We start from the raw sequence: 17,153 nt of genomic DNA, 5'->3' as shown, positions 1-17,153 counted from the left end.
TATGATGACTTCTCCTGCAAATAACTTCTATTTCACTACCGGTATCCCGATTTTTATGATTTCACTGCCCCCAGCGTCATACCGCCTACAAAATATTTTTGCAAGAACGGATACACCATCAGGATGGGGAGCGTAACCGTAATCGTGATTGCCATTTTAATCGACTCTGGTGAAATTTGAGCCATTTGCTTAGCCATATCGTTACTATTCGTCATACTGGAGCCGCCTTGCTGCGTACTTTGCAGTATCTTCATCAGCTCATACTGTAGCGTCGTCCATTGAGGCGCCCCACCATTATACAAATACGTATCAAACCAAGCATTCCACTGACCTACTGCCAGAAAAAGAGCAATCGTTGCCAATACTGGTTTGCACAGCGGCAAAATAATTCTCCAGTAAATCGTAAAATCATTCGCCCCATCGAGTTTGGCTGACTCCTGCAGCGCATACGGCAAACCGTCCATAAAGGAACGAATAACAAACACATTAAATGCGCTAATTAAGCCTGGAAAAATGTACACCCAAAACGAACCCAGCAGATGCAGATCACGCATCAAAATAAACACGGGCACCATCCCGCCAGAAAAATACATCGTCAACGCTAAAAACGTAGAAATAAACTTACGAGCGCGAAACTCGACCCGACTCAATGTAAAAGCAAGCATAGACGCGCAGATCAAACCGAGTACTGTCCCGACCAAAGTACGAAGAATAGATATTTGCAGCCCCTGAAGAAGGCCATCGTACTGGAAAATCGTTTTGTAATTTTCGAGCGTAAATTGGCGGGGCCATATATAAATACCACCGCGAACCGTGTCCGTTGAATTGTTCAGGGAAATCGCAAGTACGTTCAGAAACGGGTACAGTGTCAACACCACGATCAGAGCCATGAGGATATAATTGAACAGGTCAAACAGCTTCTCAGACCGGGTAGCATTAAATGCCCTATTTGTCATTTCGCTTCTCCCTCCCTACATGATGCTTTCTTTGGTCAGTTTTTTGAATATACCGTTCGCCGTAAACAACAGCAGAATGCTAACCAGTGAGTTGAAAATACCAATTGCCGTCCCATAAGAGAAGCGACCCAAATTAATCCCGTAATTGAGCGCGTACAGATCCAGCACCTCGGAATAATCCGTCACGAGACTATTGCCAAGCAAGAACTGCTTTTCAAAACCGTTGCTCACCAGATGTCCAATCGCCATAATGAACAGAACCGCAATCGTCGAGCGGATACCCGGAAGTGTAATATGCCACATCTGTCTCCAGCGGCTCGCTCCATCCACGCGCGATGCTTCATACTGTTCTTGATCAATTCCGGTGATTGCAGCTAAATAAATAATCGTATTCCAACCTGTCTCTTTCCATATGTCGGAAGCGGTTACAATGTACCAGAACCAGCTACCCTTTGCCATGAACTGAATTGGTTCATCCACAATATGAAGCGCTACCAATATATCGTTGACAATGCCTCCGTCAATGGACAGCATCTTGGTGACCAAACCGGCTACAACTACCCAGGATACAAAATGTGGGAGGTAGGATATTGTCTGCACAAACCGTTTGAACAGCATACCACGTAGCTCATTTAACAGAATTGCAAAGAAGATCGGTACGACAAAACCAAATATAATCCCCATTAGGCTCATCGCTAGCGTATTGCGTAATACCAGATAAAATCGTTCATCCTGAAATAGCTCAATAAAGTTATTCAGCCCTACCCATTTCTGGTCCGAAAAAGATTTGGCTGGCTTATAATTTTGAAACGCCATCGTCCAGCCCCAGAGCGGAAGATAGCTGAAAACAAACACCCATATGACGAAAGGAATAGACATAAAATAAAGATACTTTTGCTGCTTCACACTGTCCCACAAGCCTTTTCTACCACGTTCAGGCTTCGGGCCGCGAGCCTTGAGCGGTCTTCCCCGGTTGGATTCAGGAATCACAGCACCATTGTTGGAAGCGGTTTCAGTTGAAGATCCCATAACAAGCTCCTCCTCATCTCTAGATACTATTATCATACTTTGCTGGCTTGAAAGCGGGTACCCGACGAATTAGGAGAAAAATCAGTTCAAAATTAGATATATGGGATGAAAAAAATTACATTCGTACCACTACGCATGCGGATGGTGCTTCCCTCGCTGTTGTCCCCGGATTTCTTGAATAAGCAACCAAAGGTAGAAATCCGGGGACAAAGGCGACCGCTTCGCTTGTCCAGCACCATTCCGCCTGCTCCGTTCTCATGTAAATTTTCTGAGAGAAGTCTTGTAAAAAACAAAAGATCAGCAATGTAAGCTGATCAGAGGTAAAGGATAAAGGATAATGCATATTGCACCACAGGTGGATGATGGTATATACAGACTGTCGCAATTAACCTAATTGATTAAAGGAAAAAAATAGCTTTCTAGCATCCATGTGCTAGAAAGCTATTTTGATTTATTTTACTGTGATCGTCCCAAAGTACATGTACATGCCACAATTATACTCATATACCCCCGGCTTCAAGTCCTTGACGGTAAAATAATTATTTTCGTGATCCAGGTAAACGTCCATTCCGATCTTCAACGACTGCACTTCATCAATGCAAGTAAAGGATGTCATTTTCTTGAAATTGATTTTGGTTGGAACGCCAGCTTTCACTTCAATATTTTTAGGATAGAAACCGTCCCCTTTTACACCCACTGTAACAATCTCATATTTGGTCTTGTCTGGCTCTTCCTGAGCTTGTTTAGGTTGACTGGCCGGAAACGACGACACGCTCCCCTGAAAATAAAACAAGACAAACCCGCCCATACTCAGGGCTACAAAACCAATCAGCATCAAATGCCAATGCTTAGAGATAAGTGCTTTCATTCATATCAGCCCCTCCAGTTGAGTGTCTACAGTTGAGTGTCTACATGTGACGCATCAACTCTAACCAGTATATAAAAGTTAATCAAAATTTTAAATACCTCATTTCACAGGCTCGGATGATCCAGCTCATACAGGCTGCGGTATCGGGACTGCTCCTGCCACAGCTGTTCATGGCTTCCTCGCATGGAAATGACCCCTTTTTCCATAAAGATCACCTCGTCCATATGCTCCATTCCTGTGAGATGATGCGTGATCCAGATGAGCGTTTTACCCTCCAGCACACGAAACATCGTCTGCATGAGCTCATGCTCTGTCAGCGGGTCAAGCCCCACTGTCGGCTCATCCAGTAAAACAATCGGGTGATTTTGCAGCAAAATCCGCGCCAGTGCAATTCGCTGTTTTTCTCCACCGGAAAAACGAAGACCTGTCTCCTGCATTCGGGTATCGTAGCCCTCCGGCAAAGAATCAATTAGGGCTCCAAGCCCTACCTGCTCTGTTACTGCACGAACCTCATCCAGCGTAGCATCGGGTCGTCCCAGCCGAATATTGTTCGCTACCGTTGTATCGAATAAATACGGCTGTTGGTTTAGCACTGCAAATAGACTGGAGTATGCTCCACCTGTATATACGGGAATCCCTGCGACAGTGACGCTACCTTCATCAGGCTGCAATGCTCCCTGAATCAGGTTCAGTAGCGTGGACTTGCCCGCACCACTGCGACCAAGCAATGCAACCTTCCCCCCCTGTGGTACGTGCAAAGAGATATCACGAACGCTCCATTCCTGCGTTGTCGCATAGCGGTAGCTTACGTTGTTCAGCAGCAGGTCTCCTCCGTGGCCCAATCGCATAGCGGTAGCCTGTTCCTCTAGAATATCTGCTGTTCCGCCTGCTCCAGGTGTAGGTGTGTCTTTCTCCGAATCCTTTAACCGTCGAAGTGAATCCTGATACTCCGGCGCATGAACCACCGCTTCTCCAGCGCGAACGAAGGCATCCAGCAATGGAAAAGCCACAAGGGCAAAGGATGCCAGCCATGTGGCTTCTATACGATTCTGTGCTACCAGTCCTCCAGCCCACACAGTCATAATCACAACCCCGCCACCTACAACGCATTGTGCGATCCAATGAGAACGCCACTCGCTCCGGCGAAGTGAATTTTCCATTACGGCAGCCCTATTGTGTCGTTGTGTAAAGGTGCTCAGGAAATGCCCAGTCCGTCCGCTCAGCACCAGATCACTCATGCCAAACAGAGCATCCGTTAGCTCCTGATAGGCTTTACTCCGTTCCTGCTTGAACACTCGCCGTTTGGCGAGTGAGGTCCATAGTGAGATAGCCGGGGCAATAAAAAGCAAAAATCCGCCATATAACGCCATGAGCAAGGCAAAGGTTCCGTCCATCCGTCCAAGCGCCCAGATGCCTGCTGCATAAATCAGCAAAGCCGATAGCGCAGGCAAAACTAGCTTCAAATAGATGTTTTGAAGCTGCTCAATATCCTCTGCCAGCAGTCCCAAGAGGTCCCCTGTACGGAATTTGCTGCGAATCATCAGCGCCTGCGGTTCCACTGCCCGATATAAGCGTACCCGCATACGGGACACAAGGCGCAGTGCGGCATCATGTCCTACCAAGCGCTCCAGGTACTGAATAACCGCTTTACTAAAGCCAAATGTTCGCACAAGCACAATTGGAACATACACCATTAATATATTTTCCGGTTTTAAGGCCGAACGGGTAATCAGATGACCGGACGTAAAGAGCAACGCGCCCGCACATCCAATGGCCAATGCACCCAAAAGAGCAGCTACCAGAAAAGCCCAAAAATATTGTCTCAGATACGTCACAAACCAGCCTTGTCTGCTATTGTCCGTTACTCTCATATCGTCCGTTCCCTCCTTCCGACATCCCCGTCAGCAATCGGTAATATGCCCCCTTACGGGCAATCAATTGTTGATGGGAACCTACTTCTTCCAGACGACCTTGATTCATCATCCAGACACAGTCCATATCTGGCATCCAATGTAGCCGGTGGGTGGCAAGAAACACTCTTTTGTGTTTCAAAACCGATAAAATCGTCTGTTTTAGCTCCCACTCTGTCTCAATATCCAGATGCGCCGTAGGCTCATCCAATAAAATGACCGGACGGTTACTGAGCAAGGCCCGTGCCAATGCAATCCGCTGCGCCTGCCCTCCGCTCAGTGTCCTACCCGCTTCACCAATGGGCTCATTCATTCCACCCGGAAGACCGTCTACCAGTTCATGCAGTCCAACCGCGTCAATCGCCCACTCTACCTGCTGGTTGGATGCCTCCGGTTCATAAAAGCGGATATTATCTGCCAAAGATGCGCTAAACAGATATGGATGCTGTGGAATATACGCAATATGACGCTGCCATTCGGCTTTGGCTTCCCCAGCCAATCCGCATCCATTCAGGAGTAGCTCGCCTGAAGTCGGATCAGCAAAGCCGCCAAGCAGACTAAGCAGCGTTGTTTTACCTGCACCGCTAGCTCCAACGATGCCGATCATGTTCATGTGCGGTTCAACATGTGCAGACACATGTTCAAGCCGAGCCGAACCGTCTTCATTAAGGAGGCACACATCAGACAGCTCAAGAATGTCCTGTCCCGTGATGTCCAATCCTTTATCGTTAGCTGCCGGTTTATTCGGCTTGGTCGCATCATCCTCTGTACTGAGAATGGAGCGCATTGCTCCCCAAGCCTCCTTGCCATCCAGTGAAGCATGATAGTCTGATCCCAACTGGCGTATGGGCATAAAATATTCTGGCGCTAAAATAAGCACCGCCAGCGCTGCCTCCAAACCCACCGAGCCACTAATCAGGCGCAAACCCAAGCCTACCGCGACAAAAGCGACCGATAGCATACTAAAAAAATCAAGGGCAAATGAGGAAAGAAACGCTACCCGCAGCGTGCGCATCGTTGCCGTGCGGTATTGGTCGCTGACCTTCCCAACCGTTTCCCCATGCTCTTGGCTACGACCCAAAAACCTTAGTGTCTGAAGTCCACGCAGCGAATCCGTGAAATGGTGAGATAACAGACGATAGGAACGCCACTGCTTGTCTGCCTGCTTCCGCGCCGCCAAGCCAAGCAAAATAAAGAAGCCCACCAGGATCGGCATCGTAGTCGTCAAAATCACACCTGAAATGACATCCAATGTGAAAACATACACAAGCACAAGTATAGTTACAGCCATCATGTCAATCATACGAGGAATGGACAGTTCCAAATACGTGCGAAAACGATCCATGCCGTCCAGCGCTAGCGTCACCAACTTGCCGCTACCTTCCCGCGCTGCAAAACCCGGCCCCCGTTCGAACAAACGTGCAAGCAGACGCTCCCGTAAGGAAGCGCCTGAAGCTTCGGCAAAACGGCCTGCTGTCCGGCGTTGCAGCCAGATCGCCGTATGCCTCATTGCAAAAGCAGCAAAAAACAACACCAGCGACGGCCAAGCCATTACCAGCGGATTCTTATCAAACAAAATCGTAACAGCCTTTGCCAAGAAGACTGCTTGTGCAATCACTGCGGCCCCCTGGAGCAGGGAAAGGGCAGCCAGTAGCAGCATTACTGGCCGAATGCCCTTTAATTCAAACCATGCCTTATCCATTAGTATTCCAAATGATCCTTCTCACTGAGACGCTTATGGAAAACAAAATAGCTCCATGCCTGATAAGCCAACACAAAGGGTAAAAGCGTTGCTGCAACAATCGTCATGGCTTTCAGTGTGTAATGACTGGAGCTTGCATTATAAATCGTTAAATCAAAAGCACTGTTAATCGAGCTCACCATAAATCTTGGGAACAAACCGACGAATAACGATACGAAGGTCAGTAAAATCACTGCACCTGTCATCCCGAAGGCCCATCCTTCACGGCGCTGCTTCAGGAAGTACCCTGTCAGCACATAGGCGACAATTCCCACCGCAACCGCAGCATACATAAAGGGACCGCGACGTGCAAATAAATCCGTTGCAAAATAAGTCCATACCACCATGCCCGCGAGTAAAATGCCCAAAACCGGAAGAAACTTGGACGCGATCACACGAGCGCGATCCCGTACTTCTCCAATCGTCCGCAGGGAAATAAACGTCAGTCCGTGCATTAGACACATTCCGACCACTGTCAGTCCAATCCATACGGTGTATCCATTGAATACATCGGAAAATCCAGCTTTCAAATCCATGTTTTGCTGAATAGGTACACCTTTCACCAAAGCCGCAAAAGCCATACCGAACAGCATCGGCGGTAGAAAGCTGCCAATCAGAATGCAGGCATCCCACGTTCCTGTCCACCATTTCCCTTCAGCCTTGCCTCGGAACTCAAAAGAAACTCCACGCAAGATCAAACCTAGCAAAATAAAGACAAATACCAGATAATATCCGCTGAACATGGTTGCATAAAAATGTGGGAAAGCGGCAAACATCGCACCTGCTGCTGTAATCAGCCACACTTCGTTGGCATCCCAGAATGGACCAATCGTATTGATCATCAAACGTTTTTGTTGGTCATTACGCGGCACCAATCCTGTGGCCATTCCTACGCCAAAATCAAAGCCTTCCAGAAAAAAGAAGCCAGTAAACAGCACAGCAATCAATAGGAACCATAAATCATTTAGCGACAATGGTGTCACCCCCTTGAGCAAAAGGATCATGAATTACCGTTTGTTGATGCGGCTCAATATCTGGACCTTTGCGAGCCGTACGGTAAAACAAAAACGCCAGCACACCTGTTAAAATTAAATACAATGTGGTAAATGAGATGAACGAGAACAACACTTCTCCAGCCACAACCGTAGGCGAAACAGAATCTTTCGTTTGAAGCAGACCAAATACAGTCCACGGTTGGCGTCCTATTTCAGTCATGATCCAACCTGAAGTATTCCCAATGAATGGAAGGGATATCCCCCATATCATAAGACGGAAGAACCAGCGATGCGAGCCCTCCAACTTTTTACGGAACGTCAGGTAAGCTCCGTATAAAGCGAGTGCAATCATGCCACATCCCGCCGCAATCATAATGCGGAAGCTCCAGAACGTGGTTCTTACTGGCGGGATATAATCTCCCGGACCATAGGTTTTCTCATATTCTGCCTGAAGCTCATTCATACCAGGCACAGAGCCGGTAAATTTACTATAGGATAGAAAACTCAAAGCAAAAGGAACTTTAATCTCAAAGGTATTTTCCTTTTTTCCAGGATCAATCCATGCGATAACTGTCCAAGGAGCGGGGTCACCGCTGTTTTCCCATAAGCCCTCACTGGCAGCCATCTTCATCGGTTGTGTTTTCACTAAATATTGAGCCTGACCATGACCAAACAAAGGAATAGCTATGGCGCTGATTAAGGCAACAATAATGCTCAATTTGAAAGAAGGTTTAAAAAAGTCCATATTCTTTTTTTGCATCAGCTTCCATGCACTGATACCCGCGATCAGAAATGCTCCTGTCGCAAAAGCAGCAAACAGCGTATGCGGAAATTCCCATAGCAGTTGCTCGTTCGTTAGCAGAGCGGCAAAATCTTTCATTTCTGCACGTCCATTTTGAATCTCATATCCTACGGGACGTTGCATGAATGAATTAGCAGCTAGAATCCACAATGCCGATAACATCGTACCGATAGACACCAACCACATACAGATTAAATGGACCGTTTTGGACAATCTTTCCCAACCGAATACCCATAATCCGATAAACGTCGATTCTAGAAAAAATGCAAGCAATGCTTCAATCGCCAGCGGCGTACCGAATACATCACCGACAAAACGGGAAAAGTCCGACCAGTTCATCCCGAACTGAAATTCTTGCAAAATCCCGGTGACGACGCCCAGTGCAAAGTTAATCAGCAGAAACGTTCCCCAGAATTGAGCCATTTTTTTGTACAAGTCATTTTTCTTGATAACATACATAGTCTCCATAATTGCCACTAACAACGACAATCCAATGGAGATCGGCACATAAACAAAGTGAAGAATCGTTGTGGTTGCAAACTGCAACCGTGCCAAATCCAATACGTCCATGATGTTGCTCCCCCCTGCACTTCTCTTAACAATGATTTATAGTATTTATAATCTGAAGTCTTCTCCATTTGTGATAGTATTCACATTCTTACATATGCAGCGGTCACTTTTTAGAAAATGACTCACTCCATATCTTCACCATGGTTGTCATGATCCGGCTTCAGATTTATCCCCATTATATAGAATAAATTTAAATGAAATAGAATCGAAAATGTGAACATCGTGTCAAAGCTGTGTCATAATGGTGGCGATTTGATGAAAACGCCCTAAACTCCATAATAAATGTGACATTTTCGATTGATCTATCCATTTTTTCACCATAAAAAAAGAGCCTCTCTTCGTTCGAAGGTTATACCTCCGACATCTGCAAGAGAGACTTCATAGCGTTAAACCTAGGAATCTATCAACAGCCATCTGTTCCTCCGTTCTTTTGAACCCGATTACGGTAGGAGGAAGGTGACATTCCAGCATACTTTTTAAATTTACTATGAAAATAATCTGCATTCGCATATCCCACGCGTTCCGCCACCTGGTGTACCTTAATTCCTTGTGCAAGCAATTCCCTTGCTCGCTCAATCCTCACCTTATCCAGGTAGGCATTAAAGGCCTCGCCAGTATGACTTTTGAACAGTTTGCCCAAATAGCCACTATTGTAATTGAACATATCTGCCAGTAACTCCAGTCGCAAATTTTCATCATAATGACTATGTATAAAGTCAATCATTTGTTTCATGATGATGCCCTTGCCACCAGATTCAGTCTGGCCAATCCATTGCAACACATGCTCCAGCGAGTGATCCACCAGCTCGCCCAATGTGGAATAAGCATATACATCGGTTATAAAGCTGGAGTGCTCCTCCAGCATGGTTCTGCTGTGATCCTGTCCGGCTGCATACTTGTTCAACGCCAGTGTGAATGTTTGGGCGAACGCCGCCTTGATTGCAGATTCTGTGCGATAAATCCATGGAAATTGGTCTTCCATTTCCTTAATGACACGGGTTGCAGCTTCACTATTAGCCATATCTAGCGCATAGTACAGCTTTTCTGCATAACGTAGGGGATCATTTGTAGCACGATCAGACGCTCCACTCATTTCAGTCTCAACTGTCTCCAATTCGTATAGGTCTCCGGAAAGCATGACTCTTTCTGCCCGGAACAAAAACGTACGTTCTAACAATCGTAGTGCCTGCTCAAAAGATCTGGGAATGTCGTTAAGAATGGATACAGGATCACCGGCAGCCACATAAATTTCCGTTGCCCACGGCTTTAGCTCCTGTCGCCAAGTAGCCAGTAACTGAACAGCATCTTTCTCCGTTTTTAACGTGGCGGGAAGCAAAAGACCCATATATATTCCAGCCTCAAACACGATACCTCTGCCCTGCTCATGACACAATTCCGTTAGCCGCTGCTTTGCTGCCGACTGCCGAGCTTGTCGATCCCAGTCAGGAATACGTAAATCCAGCAGAATAACCTGATAGCTACTCCAGTCCAAGGCTGGTAACGCGGGCTGTTGTCCATATTTTCCGTTACCGCTTTGATGTTCAGCTTGCTCGGATGCTTTGTGCAGAGAATCGCTGCCTTCTACGGCCTTACGAGCATGCTCTCGATGAACCGGAAACAATAATGCTTCGATCCAATTACGCTCATGGGAAGGCGTACTTCCCCATTTGCCGTCTTCTTTCTCGTCCTCAATGTTTTGCCATACCCGTTTCAACTCTGTCGTCATTTCTTCCTCATCAACTGGCTTCAGTAGATAGCCATCTACCCCGAAGCCCAAGGCTTGCCGTGCATAATCAAAGTCTGCATATCCGCTTAATATGAGAAAATGAAACGGCTCTCCGTTCTTTTCACGTATGCTTCGTATGACCTCCAGTCCACTCATCCCGGGCATACGAATATCTACAATGACCAACTCCGGCCGATGCTCTCCGAACTTATCCAGAGCCTCGCGTCCGTTCCCTGCCGTATCGACAATACGGAAGCCACAATTCCCCCAGTCAATAATAGAGGACAATCCTTCACGAATCGCAGGCTCATCATCTACAATCATTGCTTTATACATTTGACTCTTCCTCCCTTGGTATGGAAAAGTATACGGTTGTTCCTACTTGTAATGCGCTTTCAATATGCAGTCCATAACGTTCGCCGTACATCAATGTCAGACGTTGATGTACATTACGCAGGCCAATACTGCTCCCTTCCGGCTCATCCGCCCCCCTGATCCGATCTAGCAGACGGGTCAGTTGCCCAGCTTCCATGCCGATCCCGTCATCTTCTACTTTAATTTTCAACTCTCTTTGTTCTATTGTAATATCTACCTTCACGGTAACTGGCTCTTCCTTATTTTCCAGGCCATGAATGACTGCATTTTCCACCAGCGGTTGTATGATTAAGGGAGGAATCGACATGTCCGTCGCGCTTTCTTCCAAATTCACTTCATAGATCAAACGATTTCCAAATCTGAACTGCTGAATTTGCAAATAGGATCGCACCATATCCAGCTCCTGTAGTACCGTCGTTTTACCACTGCCAATCTCCAGATTCCGGCGCATCAGCCTGCCAAGCAAACGCACCGTCGTTGCAATTTCCGCTTCCCCATTCAGATGTGCTTTCATTCGAATGGACTCTAACGCATTAAACAGAAAGTGCGGATTAATTTGGCTGGCCATCATTTTTAGCTTGATATCCTTTTGTGCCAATTCCAGCCTGTTGTTGTGCTCACTCGTCTCATAGACCTGCGCCATGAGTTGGCGAATACTACTCACCATATAGTTGAAACGGCGGGATAAATCCCCGATCTCGTCCTTTCCCTCCACACTCGATACCACATGAAAATCGCCCGCGGCTACCTTACCCAGCTCATAGCTCAACCGCTGTAGTCGTTTGGTAATCAGCCAGGAAATGATGGTGATTAGAATCAGTGCCATAACCAGCACTGCAAGAACACATAAAGCACCAATCAGGCTGATTCGGTTGGCTCCCTGTACAATATGCTCCGTCGAAAACACTGAAATAATCGTAAATCCGCTCACACTGGAGGCGGGCAGCAGCTCATCCACGATGATGTTGGAGGGCACTCCGTTGATTTTCGCTTCATATATTCCCTTACCCGCACGTTGGACGTCAAAGCCCAAATGTAAATCGCTCAACGTTTGGCCCACCGACTGTGGACGAGTAGCTGCGACCACAATCCCGTTACGATCCGTAATCAATGTTTCAAAAGGCTCCTTGCTCAGCATATGATTCAACTCGGTCTGGCTCAGCGATATCATCAGAACTCCCTTGGTATTGTATTCAGGAAATGGAATTTGCCGTACCAGGCTCAGGCGATTAACCGGATTATCTTCCTTATCCTGAATGTAAAACCAGTTAATCGCCGTCCCCTTCAAAGCCATCTGAAACCACGGCTGCCGCTCAATGTTAGAGTCCACTGGAATAAACTCCAGATTATTGACAAGCGTCGGATTGTACGAATAGAACCGGATGGTAGCAACTTCTCTATATTGCTGAGTATACTCATTAAAATCCTTGTATTGATGATACGCATTCATCAGCTCTACCATACCCGGATACCGTCGGTTCGCCATCTCCCTCAGCCTTTTATCGAACATGAGCCCATTTGAAATATCCGTTGGAACACGCAGTAAATTTGCCGTCTGGCTCTTGATCTTTTCCACATTGTTTACCGTCTGGGCAATTGCACTATTCAATGCCTGCTCTCGCAAATAAAAAGTAACGCAACCGCCCACCACCAGCACCGGGATCATGACAATCAGTACGTAGGAGAACAGCAGCTTATTCCGCATACGCATATTATTCATCAAAAGCCGTACTCCACGATTCATGCCATCCCTCCCATAAGATAAGCGCTTACATTTTTATGTATTTTCACATTCTCTATCACAATCTACACGTTTCCAGTTTAAAGCTTCGTAACCTCTATATCTATATTTTTGTAAAATTTAAAAATGTGGCGAACGGAGTCACCACACTTTACAATTCCTAAACTATTTACGTACAAAAGGTTCGATATGCACTCCCTGCGGCAACTTGTGCGGATCTTCCGGGTTGATACGGTCATAGAACATAATGCCGTCCAAATGGTCCATTTCATGCTGCACGACAACCGCTGCATAACCTTTGAAAGTCAATAGCTCCTGTGTTCCGTCTGGTAAAGTGGCCTTAATACGAATTTTTTCGTAACGCGGTACATATCCGGCTACGTACCGATCTACAGACAAGCACCCCTCTCCCTGTTCCAAATAAATCATGGACGTGGAGTGACTGACCAGCTTCGGATTAAACAATGCATACTCTACCGTTTTGTCCCCATCTTCATAATAAATAGCGCACATTCTTTTGTTCAGACCTACCTGATTCGCGGATAGCCCCACACCCGGGCGTAGATCATAGCGAGTGGCCAGCTCTTCATTTTGGCTATTTTTCAGATAATCTAGCATCCATTGCATCTGTTGCAGGTCCTCTTCAGACAGCGGCAGGCATACCGGCTCAACCTTTGTGCGCAAAATCGGTTCCCCTTCACGCACGATATCCTTCGTGAGAAGCATGTCCATCGATTGATTACTCATTCGTCAGCCTCGATTCATTTAAATAAATATACTTTCATGTTATTCTGCAAAAGTTAGGGAGTTCCCAATATTCCTACAAGTTTTATCCCATAAATTATATCTATTCATGAAATGAATTGTCAAAATGAAGCGGTATTTAAGCCATTAAATATTCATTGCCTTAATGGTTTATCTAATTAACAATTATACTGATGCTCTATATATCCTTAAACGAAAAACCCCCTTAACCAATGAAGTGGTCAGGAGATTTTTTGCCGTTATCATACCTTTGAAATTAATCTACGTATCTTTTCTTACTATTAAGATGGCTGCTCCAACGCACTTGGAGCTTCACTAAACAGCTGCGCCTTTGGATTCGGCTGTGTCCAGGTATTATAATATTGCAAGTTCTTGCCGTAGGAGTTGTCAATGACAACATGCGGCATATCAAGCAGACAGGCCAGAATGTGACCGTGCAGCCGTGAAGTGCGAACCTCTCGGTAAGAGCTGAACAGCGTAACCGCCTTATTCATGAGATGGTCTGTGTACTTGTACCAGAATGTTCGCGTAGGCAACGGGCCACCAATTTTCTTATCCAGTCGATAAAACTTCTGGAAATAGACAATTCCCTTCACTTCCAGCGGAGTGAACAAAGTATCCCAGTCCAGACGGTGAGCGGCATCTGCCTCATCATCGAACTTCTTTTGTCCACCCACCGTTTCAATATCTGTGCGCAGGAAATACAATACATCCTTCACGGTTTCCGTAGTCGGCTTCAATGGCCAGAGCTGGTGTGCCATATCAGGACATAGTGTGATACTGCACTGGTTCAGCTTGTCCTTAGCCCACTGATAGGAGCGTGTATCCCGCACAAACATATGTAGATCTGGATGAGCATTGAACAAGGCAGCGACTTCATTAGCCTTCTGTTCAGATTGAAAGTGGATCGTCTGCGGCATAATCACAATTCGGTGGTTAGGGAAATCGCGAACGATGCGTTCTCGCAAATTTTGGTGATTTGAATAGAGATCGCCGAAGTTGCCGCCGCCGTGGCACACGATAATCCAGTCACCCGGAATTTGAAGCCGATCGGGAATATCCATAGCGCTATAACGGGCACGGACACGGATGCCATTATCCTTGAAGAACGCTTCGGTGCCTTTCATGATGAGTACATCCCCACCGTTATTATAGACGGGATAATCGACATAAATGATATTCGAACCTTGGGGGACTACGTCGAGAATGACGCTCAGCTTATTTTTCAGTTTAGCCATGGGATGCAAATTCGGCATCTTTCAGTTCTCCCTTCCTGCGCTTCTTTTGTATAGTCTGAATGACAAATGTAATATCACTTTTATCAAAAATGATCCGTGATAGCGGAACATTGAAAAACATCGGGAATGAGAACAGTGAGAACGCCAATCGTACACAAGCGCCTACAAGCAAAGCAATCGCAATGCCGTCCAGACCGAAGATCGGTGTACAAATAAAAAATAGACCGACGGTGATCGCATAGGCTACAATTTGCCGGAACAATACCAGTCCCGGACGTCCCAGCGCGTTAAAGGCCGAAGCCAGAATCCATGAGCCGCCACCAATGATACATTCCAGTGACAGCAGATAGAACGTTAGCGATGCTTCCAGGAAAGCGGGGCCGTACAGCAAACCCAGCATGTATCGTCCAATGAAGAGAGCAGGCACAATGACGATTAGCATCGCAGCCATAGAGATGCGAAAAGCACGTCCTACCGTTTCGACAATCTTGCTATGCTCCATCCCCGTCACTTTTGGAAAGGTAACGTTAGTGACGGCATTTTGCACCACATTGAACACACGAGACAAGGCGTAGACGACAGAGTACAGGCCGAACGCTTTGGGTGATAGCAGCGCCACAATAACGATTTTGTCCGTTTGTGTGGACAGCGTCCCCATCAGCTCCATCCCGTAAACCCTCGCTCCATAGCTATAATAAGGACGAAGCACTTGGCGGCTGGTAAATGGGCGGAAAGCACGCACATTCATATACTTGCGCAAACGGAGGAACGCCCACACTAGTGCAAGGAAACTCGCGGCAAAATTCACTGCTCCTGCCAGCTGCACATTGAGCAGGCCCATCAGCCACAGTGTCACCAGACCGATGAAATTCAGTAACGGGTAGTAAAACAACAGACCATTATATACGCTAAACCGATCCAGTCCTTGCGACAATGCTGCCGTCAGCGCTGTAAGCACTGCCAGTGGTATGGCTGCCGCACAATAAAGCTGGGACAGTTGGATGATGTCCGCACCATAACCATTCAGCCACAGCGGCATGCATATCCAGGCCACAGCCCCTGCCAACAAGCTGGCAGGCAACTGAATCCAGAGCGACAACGCCAGCAGTTCTTCCGTCGTGCCTGTTTTCTTCTTGATGTTGTAAATTAACGACGTTGGTAATCCGAAGCTCAACACACTGCCGATCAGTGTAGGCCAGAACAGAACTGCCGCCAGTTCTCCTTTCCCCTCTACTCCGAGCATACGTGCGGTCAGGATGGAAGTCAGGGTCGTGACGATTAGCACAAAAAAATTGTTAAAGCTCGTGCGCATGATCGTTTTAGCGAGACTGTCACCCGTGAATACTTTCCTTGCTGCTGTCCATGTGCTCATGTTACGTCCAACTCCTGTTCCTTATTAAGCCTCTCGTCTCTATGCTCAATCGCGTCTTATGACGCACCTCCATCAGCCTACCGTTTTTTTGGAATTACGTTCAGGCAACTGTCCCCCGCCAACAGGCTCCTTCGGACTTGAAAAGATCGCTTTCAGCGCTCTTCTATAGCCTTGAATGGCAGTATGATTTTTCTTGGGCTTTTCTCTCAAAATCTGATACAACGTCGTCCAGTATAGTGCTGCATAACCGATCGGCCCAGATCCCTCTTCACGCAGGAGATGAATATGATTCATCACCCGCATATAAGTAACCTGCTCCATATTGTCGCGTGAGGACGGCGATTCGTGATGAAGCAGCGTAAGCGCCGGGTTAATGTACAATGGGCCGCTTTTCATCGCGATGCGCGAAAGTAACAAATCCTCGCCTACGCTATAGCTTTGCAACCAAGATACCGGCTCCAGACCGCGAATCGCTTCACGACGAAATGACATATTACAGCCATGGAAAAACTGGGTTCTAAACGTCTTCTTGGCCTTGTGCCAGTTGTACATCGAGCCGGACTGACCGCTGAGGGACAGCCTTCCTTTGGACAAAGACTGCTGGAATGACAGCAAGCATCGAATCGTTCCCATGAAGCTGTTACTCATTCCCTGTGCAATACCGCCGACACCAGCGGCCTGCGGGTAAGCCTCATAGGTACGCATCAACTCATTCAAATAGTTGCTCGGCAGCTCAACGTCATCGTCAAGGAACAAAATGATGTCACCCTGCGCAAGTTCAGCTGTCTTTACACGAGATAACCATAATCCCGGCTGCTCCTTACGATGATATCGGTAGGTAATTCCCGCTCTGCCCAACTGACGCTCATAACGTTCCAGCACATGCTTCGGCAGTTCTCCGTCGTCAATAATCCATAGCTCGGTTTCACATGCCTCCGGTGCTCCCCCAATGGCAATTGAATTGATGCATCGGGTCAGATCATTAACCCGATTTCGGGTGCACAGAGCAATGGACAAGCTTAACATCATACTCCCCCTTTATCCTGTCAATGTGTATAAAACGGA

General features: G+C 46.9%; 13 protein-coding genes. All 13 read right to left on the bottom strand.

Annotated elements, in window-relative coordinates; translation table 11 throughout:
* Window positions 1-53 precede the first annotated feature (53 nt).
* Window positions 54-956: a carbohydrate ABC transporter permease gene (locus NLX78_RS13490; RefSeq protein ID WP_061828913.1), complete on the bottom strand. Its 903-nt coding sequence runs from the start codon at window positions 954-956 to the stop codon at window positions 54-56.
* A 15-nt stretch (window positions 957-971) separates the two neighbouring features.
* On the bottom strand, window positions 972-1,985 hold the full coding sequence (locus NLX78_RS13485; RefSeq protein ID WP_254350674.1) for an ABC transporter permease: 1,014 nt from the start codon (window positions 1,983-1,985) through the stop codon (window positions 972-974).
* A 451-nt stretch (window positions 1,986-2,436) separates the two neighbouring features.
* Entirely contained in the window at window positions 2,437-2,853 is a 417-nt protein-coding gene (locus NLX78_RS13480; protein ID WP_254329516.1) for a cupredoxin domain-containing protein, read from the bottom strand.
* Between the two features lie 104 nt (window positions 2,854-2,957).
* Window positions 2,958-4,724: a thiol reductant ABC exporter subunit CydC gene (gene cydC / locus NLX78_RS13475; RefSeq protein ID WP_254350673.1), complete on the bottom strand. Its 1,767-nt coding sequence runs from the start codon at window positions 4,722-4,724 to the stop codon at window positions 2,958-2,960.
* Window positions 4,705-6,465: a thiol reductant ABC exporter subunit CydD gene (gene cydD / locus NLX78_RS13470; protein ID WP_254350672.1), complete on the bottom strand. Its 1,761-nt coding sequence runs from the start codon at window positions 6,463-6,465 to the stop codon at window positions 4,705-4,707. The genes cydC and cydD overlap by 20 nt, the downstream gene beginning before the upstream one ends.
* On the bottom strand, window positions 6,465-7,478 hold the full coding sequence (gene cydB / locus NLX78_RS13465; RefSeq protein WP_254350671.1) for a cytochrome d ubiquinol oxidase subunit II: 1,014 nt from the start codon (window positions 7,476-7,478) through the stop codon (window positions 6,465-6,467). Before cydB ends, cydD begins: the two co-directional genes overlap by 1 nt.
* Entirely contained in the window at window positions 7,465-8,871 is a 1,407-nt protein-coding gene (locus tag NLX78_RS13460) for a cytochrome ubiquinol oxidase subunit I (RefSeq protein WP_069290415.1), read from the bottom strand. Before NLX78_RS13460 ends, cydB begins: the two co-directional genes overlap by 14 nt.
* A 403-nt stretch (window positions 8,872-9,274) precedes the next feature.
* A complete protein-coding gene (locus tag NLX78_RS13455; RefSeq protein WP_254350670.1) occupies window positions 9,275-10,933 on the bottom strand; it encodes a response regulator transcription factor in 1,659 nt (552 codons plus the stop codon).
* Window positions 10,926-12,716 carry a cache domain-containing sensor histidine kinase gene (locus NLX78_RS13450; protein WP_165179320.1) on the bottom strand — a complete coding sequence of 597 codons (1,791 nt, stop codon included), beginning with the start codon at window positions 12,714-12,716 and terminating at the stop codon, window positions 10,926-10,928. Before NLX78_RS13450 ends, NLX78_RS13455 begins: the two co-directional genes overlap by 8 nt.
* A gap of 162 nt (window positions 12,717-12,878) precedes the next feature.
* On the bottom strand, window positions 12,879-13,460 hold the full coding sequence (gene def / locus NLX78_RS13445) for a peptide deformylase (RefSeq protein WP_165179319.1): 582 nt from the start codon (window positions 13,458-13,460) through the stop codon (window positions 12,879-12,881).
* A gap of 299 nt (window positions 13,461-13,759) precedes the next feature.
* A complete protein-coding gene (locus NLX78_RS13440; RefSeq protein WP_367988162.1) occupies window positions 13,760-14,734 on the bottom strand; it encodes a polysaccharide pyruvyl transferase family protein in 975 nt (324 codons plus the stop codon).
* The gene (locus NLX78_RS13435; RefSeq protein ID WP_254350668.1) at window positions 14,709-16,088 is read right to left on the bottom strand and encodes a lipopolysaccharide biosynthesis protein; all 1,380 of its coding nucleotides are present in this window, start codon (window positions 16,086-16,088) and stop codon (window positions 14,709-14,711) included. Before NLX78_RS13435 ends, NLX78_RS13440 begins: the two co-directional genes overlap by 26 nt.
* A 72-nt stretch (window positions 16,089-16,160) precedes the next feature.
* Entirely contained in the window at window positions 16,161-17,114 is a 954-nt protein-coding gene (locus NLX78_RS13430) for a glycosyltransferase family 2 protein (protein ID WP_367988195.1), read from the bottom strand.
* Between the last annotated feature and the right edge of the window lie 39 nt (window positions 17,115-17,153).

The organism is Paenibacillus sp. Lou8.1, assembly GCF_024213565.1.
In the GTDB taxonomy this organism is placed as follows: domain Bacteria; phylum Bacillota; class Bacilli; order Paenibacillales; family Paenibacillaceae; genus Paenibacillus; species Paenibacillus polymyxa_B.
The sequence above is the reverse complement of the archived record's forward strand: the minus strand, read 5'-3'. Positions and strand labels throughout refer to the sequence as shown.

Bases quoted from the DNA above. Each gene is read 5' to 3' on its own strand.
- def (WP_165179319.1), bottom strand. From the start codon at position 13,460: ATGAGTAATCAATCGATGGACATGCTTCTCACGAAGGATATCGTGCGT.
- NLX78_RS13435 (WP_254350668.1), bottom strand. From the start codon at position 16,088: ATGAGCACATGGACAGCAGCAAGGAAAGTATTCACGGGTGACAGTCTC.
- NLX78_RS13460 (WP_069290415.1), bottom strand. From the start codon at position 8,871: ATGGACGTATTGGATTTGGCACGGTTGCAGTTTGCAACCACAACGATT.
- NLX78_RS13480 (WP_254329516.1), bottom strand. From the start codon at position 2,853: ATGAAAGCACTTATCTCTAAGCATTGGCATTTGATGCTGATTGGTTTT.
- cydC (WP_254350673.1), bottom strand. From the start codon at position 4,724: ATGAGAGTAACGGACAATAGCAGACAAGGCTGGTTTGTGACGTATCTG.
- cydD (WP_254350672.1), bottom strand. From the start codon at position 6,465: ATGGATAAGGCATGGTTTGAATTAAAGGGCATTCGGCCAGTAATGCTG.
- NLX78_RS13430 (WP_367988195.1), bottom strand. From the start codon at position 17,114: ATGTTAAGCTTGTCCATTGCTCTGTGCACCCGAAATCGGGTTAATGAT.
- NLX78_RS13455 (WP_254350670.1), bottom strand. From the start codon at position 10,933: ATGTATAAAGCAATGATTGTAGATGATGAGCCTGCGATTCGTGAAGGA.
- NLX78_RS13485 (WP_254350674.1), bottom strand. From the start codon at position 1,985: ATGGGATCTTCAACTGAAACCGCTTCCAACAATGGTGCTGTGATTCCT.
- NLX78_RS13440 (WP_367988162.1), bottom strand. From the start codon at position 14,734: ATGCCGAATTTGCATCCCATGGCTAAACTGAAAAATAAGCTGAGCGTC.
- NLX78_RS13490 (WP_061828913.1), bottom strand. From the start codon at position 956: ATGACAAATAGGGCATTTAATGCTACCCGGTCTGAGAAGCTGTTTGAC.
- NLX78_RS13450 (WP_165179320.1), bottom strand. From the start codon at position 12,716: ATGAATCGTGGAGTACGGCTTTTGATGAATAATATGCGTATGCGGAAT.